The organism is Micromonospora sp. AMSO12t, assembly GCF_008806585.1.
Lineage (GTDB): Bacteria > Actinomycetota > Actinomycetes > Mycobacteriales > Micromonosporaceae > Micromonospora > Micromonospora reichwaldensis.
In genome coordinates this window covers 1-10592 of sequence record NZ_WAAS01000228.1, presented here as the reverse complement: position 1 = coordinate 10592, position 10592 = coordinate 1, and the positions used below count along the sequence as shown (strand labels likewise).

Here is a 10592-nt window from a genome sequence, read left to right as displayed (position 1 = left end):
GTCGGATGGGGGAGCGCGAGCGCGCGGAGGTGTTGCGTCGGGTCGCCGTCGAGCTTGAGCGGCGTTTCGACGATCTGGTGACCGCCGAGGTGGCCGACACCGGCAAGTCGATCTCGCAGGCGCGGACGTTGGACATCCCGCGCGGCGCGGCGAACTTCCGGGCGTTCGCGGAGATCGTGGCGACCGCGCCGACGGAGTCCTTCACGACGGTGACGCCGTCGGGTGGGCGGGCGTTGAATTATGCGGTGCGGAAGCCGGTGGGTGTGGTGGCGGTGATCGTGCCGTGGAACCTGCCGTTGTTGCTGTTGACGTGGAAGGTCGCTCCGGCCCTTGCCTGCGGTAATGCCGTGATCGTGAAGCCGAGTGAGGAGACGCCGGCGTCGGCGACGTTGTTGGCGGAGGTGATGGCCGCCGCGGGGGTGCCGGAGGGGGTGTTCAACCTGGTGCACGGGTTCGGTCCGGATTCGGCGGGGGAGTTTTTGACCCGCCATCCGGACGTCGACGCGATCACCTTCACCGGCGAGTCGTCGACCGGCAGCGCCATCATGCGGGCGGCTGCCGATGGGGTGCGGCCGGTGTCGTTCGAGTTGGGTGGCAAGAACGCCGGGCTGGTGTTCGCCGACGCCGATTTGGATGCGGCGGTGGCCGGGTCGGTGCGGTCCAGCTTCACCAACGGTGGGCAGGTATGTCTGTGCACGGAGCGGATCTATGTGCAGCGCCCGGTGTTCGAGGAGTTCACGGCGCGGCTCGCGCAGCGGGCTGGTGAGCTGTCGTTCGGGTGGCCGGCGGACGAGGCGACGGTGAACATGCCGTTGATCTCGCATCAGCATCGCGACAAGGTGCTCGGCTACTACGACCTTGCCCGGACCGAGGGTGCGCAAGTGCTGACTGGGGGTGGTGTGCCGGCCTTTGGTGACGCACGTGATGGTGGCGCGTTTGTGCAGCCGACGGTGTTGACGGGGTTGGGTGCGGATGCGCGGACCAACCGCGAGGAAGTCTTCGGGCCGGTGGTGCATGTGGCGCCGTTCGATGACGAGGATGAGGCGTTCGCGTTGGCGAACGCCACGGAGTACGGGCTGGCGGCGGCGGTGTGGACCCGGGACGTGGGTCGGGCGCACCGGGCCGGTATGCGGCTGGACGCGGGGATCGTGTGGGTGAACACGTGGTTCCTGCGGGATCTGCGGACGCCGTTCGGTGGGGTGAAGGCGTCCGGGATCGGGCGCGAGGGCGGCGTGCACTCGCTGGATTTCTATTCCGAGTTGACCAACGTCTGCGTGGATCTGACATGAGCGGCGGCGTTCGCATCGGCGTCGCGGGTGCGGTGGATGTGGCGAGCACATCGTGGGTCGGGCGCACCGGGCCGGTATGGGGTTGGACGTCGGCATCAGTGTCGCGGGGTGTCCGTCCGGCTTCCGGTCGACCCGCGGCTGTCGGTAGCGGCTCCGAGTGGAGTGGGGAGCTGACATGAGCGTTGATTACGAGGCGGCGGCCCGGGAACTGGCTGGCGCGCGTGACGACGGTAAGCCGTGTGCGCCGCTGCGGGGGCGGCTGCTGCCGGAGGGCGACGTCACGTCGGCGTACCTGGTGCAGCAGCTTCAGGTGCGGCAGTGGTTGCAGCGCGGCCACCGGCGGGTGGGCGCGAAGATCGGGCTGACATCGCGGGCGGTGCAGGAGAGCTTCGGTGTCTTCCAGCCCGATTTCGGGGTGCTGACCGACGACATGGCGGTTCCCGACGGGGCCGAGGTGCCGATGGGCCGGCTGCTCCAGCCCCGGGTCGAGGCGGAGGTCGCCTTCGTCCTGGGCGCGGACCTGCCCGACGAGCGGATCACCAGCGCGGACGTGATCCGGGCGGTCGATCACCTGCTGCCGGCGATCGAGATCGTGGACTCGCGGGTGGCGGGGTGGGACATCTCGATCGTGGACACGGTGGCGGACAACGCCTCCAGCGGCCTGTTCGTGCTGGGCACGACGCCGCGCCGGCTCACCGACGTGGACCTGCGGTTGTGCGGGATGGTGCTTGAGCAGGCCGGTGAGCCGGTGTCGGTGGGGGCGGGGGCGGCGTGTCTGGGTAATCCGTTGCATGCGGTGCAGTGGTTGGCGCAGACGATGGCCCGCTCGGGTGATCCGCTGCGTGCTGGGGACGTGGTGCTGTCCGGGGCGCTCGGCCCGATGGTGCCGGTGACGCCCGGTGCGGCGTACGAGGCTCGCATCTCGGGGCTGGGTTCGGTGCGTACCTGTTTCTCGGGGGAGGCGTCGTGAGCGCGATGGCGGTCTTCGCGGTGGTGCGTGCGTGGAATGGCCTGGCGACCGTCGCGGTCTTCGGTGAGGGGGAGGCGTCGTGAGCGTTGGTGTGGCGGTGATCGGGTCGGGCAATATCGGCACCGACTTGATGATCAAGGTGCTGCGGCTCTCGGAGTCGCTGCGGATGGTGGCGATGGTGGGCATCGACCCCGATTCCGACGGCCTGGCGCGGGCGCGCAGGCTGGGTGTGGCGACGACCGCTGAGGGTGTGGATGGCCTCGTGGCGATGCCGGAGTTCGCGGATGTGGAGTTGGTGTTCGATGCCACGTCGGCGGGTGCGCACCGGCGTAACGACGCGGTGTTGGCGGCGCACGGTCGGCTCGTGGTGGATCTGACGCCGGCGGCGGTTGGTCCGTATGTGGTGCCGCCGGTGAATCTGGACGAGCACCTGGGCGAGCGCAACGTGAACATGGTGACGTGTGGTGGGCAGGCGACGGTGCCGATCGTCGCGGCCGTCGGTCGGGTGACGCCGGTGGTGTACGGGGAGATCGTCGCCTCCATCGCTTCCAAGTCGGCGGGGCCGGGGACGCGGGCGAACATCGACGAGTTCACGGAGACGACGGCGCGGGCGATCGAGGTGGTCGGCGGTGCGCAGCGGGGTAAGGCGATCATCGTGTTGAATCCGGCTGATCCGCCGCTGTTGATGCGTGACACGGTGTACTGCCTGTGCGAGGACGCCGACGCCGACCGTGCGGCGATCGCCGGGTCGGTGGCGGAGATGGTGGCGGCGGTGCAGGAGTACGTGCCGGGGTATCGGTTGAAGCAGGACGTGCAGTTCGACCGGGTCGACACCTATGTGCCGTCGTTGGGTCGGCGTCTGCGCGGGTTGCAGGTGTCGGTGTTTTTGGAGGTTTCCGGCGCGGGACATTATCTGCCGGCGTACGCGGGGAACCTGGACATCATGACGTCGGCGGCGCTGCGTACGGCGGAGCGGCTGGTCGGGCTGCGATCGGCAGGGACCGGCCACGACGGCGCGGGCCGCGACGGCGCTGGTGGCGATGGCGTGGGTCGGGACGTCGTGGAGGTGACCCGGTGACTGATCTGTACATCCAGGACGTGACGTTGCGCGACGGCATGCACGCCGTGGCCCACCGCTACACCGTCGAGCAGGTCCGCACCATCGCCGCGGCGTTGGACGCCGCCGGGGTGGCCGCGATCGAGGTCGCTCACGGTGACGGGCTGGCCGGGTCGAGTGTCAACTATGGCCATGGTGCGGCCAGTGACGCCGACTGGATTTCGGCGGCGGCCGAGGTGATGACGAACGCGAAGCTGACGACGTTGCTGCTGCCGGGGATCGGCACGATCGCCGATTTGAAGGCGGCGAAGGCGCTCGGGGTGACCAGTGTCCGCATCGCCACGCACTGCACGGAGGCCGACATTTCGGCGCAGCACATTGCGTGGGCGCGGGAGAACGGCATGGACGTGTCCGGGTTCCTGATGATGTCGCACATGAACGATCCGGCCGGTCTGGCGGGGCAGGCGAAGTTGATGGAGTCGTACGGGGCGCACTGCGTCTACGTCACCGACTCCGGCGGCCGACTCCTCATGTCCGACGTCGCCGAGCGGGTGGACGCGTATCGGCAGGTGTTGGCACCGGATACGCAGATCGGTATCCACGCCCACCACAACCTGTCCCTCGGCGTCGCCAACAGTGTGGTTGCCGTGGAACACGGCCGCATCCTCGGTGACGGGCCGCTCGGTTCGCCGTCGGGTCGCACGGTGCGGGTCGACGCGTCCCTGGCCGGGCAGGGCGCGGGGGCGGGTAACGCGCCGTTGGAGGTGTTCGTGGCCGTCGCCGAGTTGCACGGTTGGGAGCACGGGTGTGACGTGTTCGCGCTGATGGATGCCGCTGACGACATCGTGCGTCCGTTGCAGGACCGGCCCGTGCAGGTCGACCGCGAAACCCTCTCCCTCGGCTACGCCGGGGTGTATTCGAGTTTCCTGCGGCACGCGGAGCGGGCGTCGGACAAGTACGGGGTGGACGTGCGCTCGATCCTGGTCGAGTTGGGCCGCCGCCGCATGGTCGGCGGGCAGGAAGACATGATCGTGGACGTGGCACTGGATCTGGCCGACGGTCGCGCGCAGACGGGTGCGGCACAGTGAGCGCGAGGATTGAGCCGGGCGTGCGAGCCGCGCAGTCGCGAACGAGGGAGCTGCCATGATCGGGCCGGACACCGCGGGTATCGCCGAGCGCCTCGGCGAGGCGGCCGACACCGCCACCGCCATCGCGCAACTGGCGGCGGAGACGGGTCTCGACGTTGACGCCGCGTACGGGGTGCAGACGGCGTTGATCCAGCGTCGCCTCGACCGGGGTGAGCGCCTGGTCGGGTTGAAGATGGGCCTGACCAGCAAGGCGAAGATGGCGCAGGTCGGCGTGGACGAGGTCATCTGGGGCCGCCTCACCGACACCATGCGCATCCCCGACGGCGGCACCCTCGACCCCACCAGGTTCATCCACCCCCGCGTCGAACCCGAAGTGGCGTTCCTGCTCGACCGTCTCCCCGAACCCGGCGAGTGCGTCGGGGACTTCACCGACGCCGTACGCGCGGTCGCCCCCGCCATCGAGGTCATCGACTCGCGGTACGCCAACTTCACGTTCTCCCTGCCGGACGTGATCGCCGACAACACCTCCGCCGCCGCCTTCACCATCGGCGCCTGGTCCCCGGTCCCCGACGGCCTGGACAACCTCGGGGTGCTGCTGGAGATCGACGGACGCGTCGCGCAGGTCGGCTCGACCGCCGCGATCCTCGGCGACCCCCGCCGCGCCCTCGACGAAGGCATCCGCCTCGCCGGACGCCACGGCGTACGGCTGCGCGAGGGCTGGGTCTTCCTCGCCGGCGCCGCCACCGCCGCCGTCCCCCTACGCCCCGGCGCCCACGTCCGCGCCGTCGTCGAACACCTCGGCACCACCTCCCTGAGAGCAGCGGCATGACCACGAACCAGGGCACGACCGCAAGCCACAGCATGTCCGCGAACCAGGGCACGGGCGTGCGGGCGCACGTCGTGGCCGGCAAGGCCGTACCCCGTGGCGCGTTCCCGCACGTCAAGGTCGCCGGCGGGTTCGTCTTCGTCTCCGGCACCTCCAGCCGCCGCCCCGACAACACCTTCGCCGGCGTGCAGGTCGACGAGCTGGGCACCACGAACCTCGACATCCGCGCGCAGACCAGGGCCGTCATCGACAACATCCAAGATCTGCTGAAGACGGTCGGCGCCGACCTGAGCGACCTCGTGCAGGTCACCACCTACCTCGTCAACATGAACGACTTCGGCGGCTACAACCAGGTCTGGGCCGAGTACTTCGACGCCACCGGCCCCACCCGCACCACCGTCGCCGTCCACCAACTACCCCACCCGCACCTGCTCATCGAGATTCAGGCCGTGGCCGTACTGCCCTGACGGAGGGTGGACAAGGGGCCTCACGTGCGACCGTCGCGAGCAGCGCTTCAGTGCGATCCGAAGCCTCCGGCGGACGACGTGGCTTCGTAGACCGTCTCCAAACCCCGTTTCACGCGGACCAACGAAGTCAGCCACTCCCGCGTCTCCGGGTCGGTCGAATAGAGCAGCGTGCCACGCATGCCCCGGGTCATCAGCACCTTGTAGGTGTTGCGGATCAGCCGGTCCGCCTCGACATCACTGAGCGTCTTGCGGCTGCGGAACGCCGGGTCCTTCGACTCGGAACGTCGGGTGACCAACTTTCCGTCGCGGGCGACCAAATCCGGGCCGATGATGACGCCCGACCACTCGTACTCGAAGCCCTGGGCGGTGTAGACGCAGCCCACCTGGCCGAATCCATGGGGGTCGGTGGCCCAGAACGCGCTGCCCGGCGCCTCGCCGACGCTGCGGTCGCTCTTGACGTTCCACGGCCGGGCCCAACTGCCCACCTGCACATCAGGAACGAGGGTGTCATCCGGTCGCGGATCGCTCCACGGCCAGCAGTATCCCGCCGACATTCGTGCCGTTTCCCCGGCGGCCTGTTTCCCGGCGAGGAACGCCTCCAACTCCTCCGGCGAGTCAGCGAGCCGAAGGTCGAAGCGGCCGTCGCCGGTCCAGACCGTCGGCTCGCCACCCTCAAGGCCCAGGAGGTCAAGCACCCACTTCTCGTACGCCTCGCTGCCGCCGCAGCGGAACTGGTCGTGAAGCGAGACCACCTCGACCTCCAAGCCAAGTTGCTCGGCATATCGGGAGATGACGTCGACGCTGCCGAGTTCTCCTGGCTTCACGACCTGGTGCTCATCGAGCAGGAACACCGGCACCCGTGCGGCGGCGATCAGTTCGTCGACCTGCGGACGGGCCTTGTCGCGCTTTGCCTTGGGCGTGAACCTGTTGACCGACGTCTCCCGGATCCGGTGCGCCTCGTCGCAGATCAGCACGTCGAACCCATTGCGTTCCGCTGTCATGAAGCTGTTGAAGTAGGCGAACAGATTCTTGATTCGGGTTGATCCCTTGCCGGCGTACCGGCGCAGCGTCTGGGTGAACGACCGTGAGCCGGTGGCGTGCATGACTGATCGGTTCTGTCGGGCCAGTTCGCCGAGCACCGACAGGGCGATCACGCTCTTGCCACTGCCCGGCCCCCCGGCGACGACCACGACCGACTTGCGCTCCGCCGACCGGGCCCGCTCCACCGCGTGCAGGACCAACTCGTACGCCAAGCGCTGGCGGTCCAACAACGTGAAGTGCGACCGTTCCTTCAGCTCCTGGGCCGCGTACGACAGAAGGTGCCTGCTGGGTCGGACGGAGCTGGTGAGGAAACGGTCCGCTGCGGCCGCGCCCGGAGCGGGTGCGAGGTGCATGCGGAGGTAGTCGAGGAACTGGCCGCGACGTTGTTTGGTGAAGATCCGGCTCTGCTCTGTGGGACGGCGCGCGAACAGATCGTTGACGTCGCGGTCGACGGCGTTGTGCAGGTACGCGGCACCCCGCACAGGATTGCGCCGGTCGGCGAGGACACCGAGAAAGTCCGTGAGGTACTCGCAGTAGTCGCCGACCTGCACGCCCGGGTGTAGGCGCGGGCCTCGGGCGTGCTCGACCAGGACGAGTCGGTCCGAGCCCTCGTAGGACTCGGCCTGGGACCACTGCTTCAGCTCCACCACCACGTAGGAGTCCTCGGCGGTCCCCGGATCGACGCCGGCGAGTACGACGTCCACACGCTTGCTCGTCAGCGGAAGCTGGTACTCGACCAGGACCTCGACCTGCCCCAACCCCGCGTCGGCGAGATCCTGACCGAGCACCAGGAGGCTGCGCGACCAGGAGCGCCGTTCACTCGGGCTCACGTGGTGACGGAGGCTCTCGGCGATCCGGTCGGCCAAAGTGCCGTTGGTGGCCAGTCGGAGCAGACCATCGGCGGAGGTACGGAACGCTGACAACACTTGCCCCCGGGCAGCACGAAATGATCGTGCGCATGGGGGGCGTGTCTGGCCACAGCCGGAAGCCCGTCGTTACGCGCCTGTATGAGGGGACTGTAGCGAAGAGATCAACTCATCGCCACAATCAGGACTGAGGCTTCGCGACCGAGCCCTTCGCCCGCTCCACCGGATAGCGGACAGCCACCTCGTCGAGCTTGGTCATGGCAGCTTCGACGAGGTCGATATCGAGCACGTCGGCCAGTCGTGTCAGATAGACCATGACGTCGCCGATCTCGGCCTTGACCCGGGCACCGGCCTCCGGTTCGGACATGACCTCAGCGGCCTGCTCGGGCGTCAGCCACTGGAACTCGGCGAGCAGTTCACCCACCTCGCCGGCAAGCGCCATGGCCAGGTTCTTGGGCGTGTGGAACTGTTGCCAATCGCGCTCGTCCGCGAACGCACGTAAGCGTGCCGTCAGGAGATCCATTCGCGTGATCCTTCCATGCCAGGCGTGACTCGTCATACGTCGTGGCGCCGGGCAGCCCATGGGAAAGTCGATCAGGTCGGCGGCGACGACGAACGCAGAACGGTCAGGTCCGTAAACCACGGGACCTGACCGATCTGTCACAGGCTGACTACCGCGTCCTCGGCGAGTGTGAAGAGTCCCGCATCGAAGGTGATGGTCTTCAACTTCGTGCCCTTGGGCACGTCGAAGAAGACGTTGGCGCGTACGGAGTTGCCAGGGTTGATCTCGTCGAGAAAACCGCGGGCATCGTCGTTGCCGTACATCCCGGCTGTGCCGTCGGCGTCGTACTCGCGGCCAGCGGCATCTTGAACGGTCACCGTGCCGTCGGCGTGGAAGAGGTGAGCCGACTTGGTGACGTTCTTGACGGAAATGTTCACGCGACAGTACGTGCCCTGGGCCTTACGGTTGAGGAAGGAGTCGCCCACCTGCGAGATGCCGCACTTGACGCTGTTGACGGTGAACTCGAAGTCGCCGCCGCGAACCTTGTCACCAACGCGGTACACCTTCGGGCCGGTCGGCTTCGCCGGGCTCGGCTTCGCCGGAGCCGCGGCCGGCGGGGTCGCGGCGGCCGACGGTGCGGGCGCCGACTTGGCCGGGGAGGCGTCAGCCGCTGCGGCGGTCGGCTCCGCGCTCGACGACACGCTTGCCGGCTCGGAGTCGCCGAGGATCGCTCCGACCATGCCGACGCCGCAGCACAGCGCAACCATGGCGCCGAGGCCGATGAGCGTGGGAATCAGCCAGGACGGCCGCTTCCGTCGAGCCGGCGCGGCCGGATACGCCGCAGTCGGCGGCGGGCCGTAGGGCGGGGGCCCGTTGTCGGGCTGGCCTGCATACGGCTGGTTCTGGCTCGGGTGGCCAGGATCGGTCATGCTTCTGTCCCCACAGGTAGTCCGCGCGGCACCCACCGCGCGAGTCCTGTGAACGGTACTGAGGTAGCCGTGACGAATTCGATCACTGTCGGGTCGACGACAACGCCGTGGGTCCAAAGTGGCTGACTGGCCCACTGGCGACCGATCAGGGTGGGCGGGCGGCTACCGAATAGAGGTAGCGACCCTCTGATCGGGGAAGGCCGCCGCGACGAATGCATCGGGCTGCCGCCAAAGTGAGGAGGCGTTGCCCTCCGTCAGATCAGTCTCGTTGCTCCTTGTCGAAGCCGATGCGCGTCACCGTCACGAACCTCGCCCAGGCGGCCGGTGCGAACGTCAGGACAGCACCGCGCTCGTCCTTGGAGTCGCGCACGGCGACGAGGTGGCGGAGGTTGGTCGCCACCTCGACGCAGGCGCCGCCGTTGTCTCCGCTTCGGGTGCTCTTGTGCCAGACGGCGCCGGTCAGGTCAGTCATGCCGCATCTCCCCGATGATTGTTTTGATCATGTCCATTGAGTCTGTCTCGCCGAGAGCGAGCGCATCCAGCCCTCTCCATACACGCTCGTACGCCGAAAGCTCGTCGGGCTTGTCGAGGTACAGCGCTCCGGTCAACGATTCGCTGTAGACGACGGAGGGTTCCGGTGCCGCACGACCGCCTTTGGCGGGCGGGAAGTCGAGGATCATAAAAGTGCCAGCGACCGCCCCGGGCTGTGGGCCCGCCGCCAGCGGCAGTACCCGCACGGACACGTTCGGCAGTTCGGAGAGTCTGAGCAGGTGGTCGAGTTGAGCGGTCATGACAGCCGACCCGCCGACGGTGCGCCGGAGCACTGGCTCCGAAAGCACCGACTCAAGCCGGGGAGCTGCAGGAAGCCGTCGAGTGAGAAGCGCCTGCCGTTGTAACCGTACTTCGACAGCCCGCTCGCGTTCTTCGTCGCTGAGGATTCGCCCAAGACGGAAGAGCGCCTGGGCATAGTCCCTGGTCTGCAGAATGCCGGGAATCAGTGACTCGTCATATCCCCGGAGCCGCGCGGCGGCGGATTCCAGGCCGACGTACAGCTCGAACCAGCTTGGGACCGCGTCCCCGTACGCATGCCACCAGCCCTTGGACTTCGTCTCGGTGGCGAGCCCGCGCATCGCCTCGGTCATCTCGGCGGACACCCCGTACAGCTCGCACATCGCCTTGACGTCGAGCACCCGGACCGGGCCCATGCCGCATTCGATCCGCCAGATCTTCTGCCGGCTGTATTCGAGGGCCTCGGCGGCGGCGTCGAGGGTCACGCCCGCCTCGGTGCGGTACTGGCGTAGCAGCCGGCCGAGTTGCCGGCGCGGCACGGTCGATCCGACATCTTCGGTCACCCGGTCACTCCCTGGTTCCGTCGCGCAACGCTGCGTCGCCCTTCCATGTAACAGCTATCGGTGGCAGCAAAGAAAGTCAATACTTCTGGAAAGAATTCTGGTGTGGAACGTTGCCTCGATGCTGCGCACCGTCACAGGATGACCACAGGTCCTGACGTCGTACCGCTGATCGAAGCTGCGGCGGCAGGGCGGGGTGGCCCGTGCG

The 10592-nt window shown here is 68.1% G+C and carries 10 protein-coding genes and 1 pseudogene; 6 read left to right on the top strand and 5 right to left on the bottom strand.

The genetic code is table 11. From position 1 onward, the window contains the following. The 6 genes and pseudogenes from F6X68_RS25370 to F6X68_RS25345 all read left to right on the top strand — a co-directional run. Nucleotides 1–1289, top strand: a 1289-nt coding sequence (locus F6X68_RS25370; RefSeq protein ID WP_151456634.1) for a 2-hydroxymuconic semialdehyde dehydrogenase, incomplete at its 5' end; no start/stop codon positions are given. Between the two features lie 175 nt (nucleotides 1290–1464). Next, nucleotides 1465–2259: a 2-keto-4-pentenoate hydratase gene (locus tag F6X68_RS25365; RefSeq protein WP_151456633.1), complete on the top strand. Its 795-nt coding sequence runs from the start codon at nucleotides 1465–1467 to the stop codon at nucleotides 2257–2259. 79 nt (nucleotides 2260–2338) lie between these two features. After that, nucleotides 2339–3253 (top strand): annotated as a pseudogene (locus F6X68_RS25360) (acetaldehyde dehydrogenase (acetylating)); the annotation flags it as partial. Nucleotides 3254–3333: 80 nt separating this feature from the next. Then, nucleotides 3334–4404 (top strand): 4-hydroxy-2-oxovalerate aldolase, encoded by a 1071-nt coding sequence (gene dmpG, locus F6X68_RS25355; RefSeq protein WP_151456632.1) that lies wholly within the window; start codon nucleotides 3334–3336, stop codon nucleotides 4402–4404. A 55-nt stretch (nucleotides 4405–4459) separates the two neighbouring features. Beyond that, complete coding sequence (locus F6X68_RS25350; protein ID WP_151456631.1) at nucleotides 4460–5233, top strand: 2-keto-4-pentenoate hydratase; 774 nt, start codon at nucleotides 4460–4462, stop codon at nucleotides 5231–5233. A gap of 32 nt (nucleotides 5234–5265) precedes the next feature. Next, the gene (locus tag F6X68_RS25345; protein WP_151456635.1) at nucleotides 5266–5697 is read left to right on the top strand and encodes a RidA family protein; all 432 of its coding nucleotides are present in this window, start codon (nucleotides 5266–5268) and stop codon (nucleotides 5695–5697) included. 47 nt (nucleotides 5698–5744) lie between these two features. On the opposite strand, the gene F6X68_RS25340 is transcribed toward F6X68_RS25345, so the two are convergent. The 5 genes from F6X68_RS25340 to F6X68_RS25320 form a co-directional block, all read right to left on the bottom strand. Beyond that, nucleotides 5745–7391, bottom strand: a complete 1647-nt coding sequence (locus F6X68_RS25340) for a DUF2075 domain-containing protein (RefSeq protein WP_225852415.1) — start codon at nucleotides 7389–7391, stop codon at nucleotides 5745–5747. Nucleotides 7392–7785: 394 nt separating this feature from the next. After that, on the bottom strand, nucleotides 7786–8127 hold the full coding sequence (locus F6X68_RS25335; RefSeq protein ID WP_151456629.1) for a nucleotide pyrophosphohydrolase: 342 nt from the start codon (nucleotides 8125–8127) through the stop codon (nucleotides 7786–7788). A gap of 137 nt (nucleotides 8128–8264) precedes the next feature. Then, a complete protein-coding gene (locus F6X68_RS25330; RefSeq protein ID WP_151456628.1) occupies nucleotides 8265–9035 on the bottom strand; it encodes a DUF4352 domain-containing protein in 771 nt (256 codons plus the stop codon). Between the two features lie 259 nt (nucleotides 9036–9294). Further along, complete coding sequence (locus tag F6X68_RS25325; protein ID WP_151456627.1) at nucleotides 9295–9507, bottom strand: DUF397 domain-containing protein; 213 nt, start codon at nucleotides 9505–9507, stop codon at nucleotides 9295–9297. After that, a complete protein-coding gene (locus F6X68_RS25320) occupies nucleotides 9500–10387 on the bottom strand; it encodes a helix-turn-helix transcriptional regulator (protein WP_151456626.1) in 888 nt (295 codons plus the stop codon). The genes F6X68_RS25325 and F6X68_RS25320 overlap by 8 nt, the downstream gene beginning before the upstream one ends. Between the last annotated feature and the right edge of the window lie 205 nt (nucleotides 10388–10592).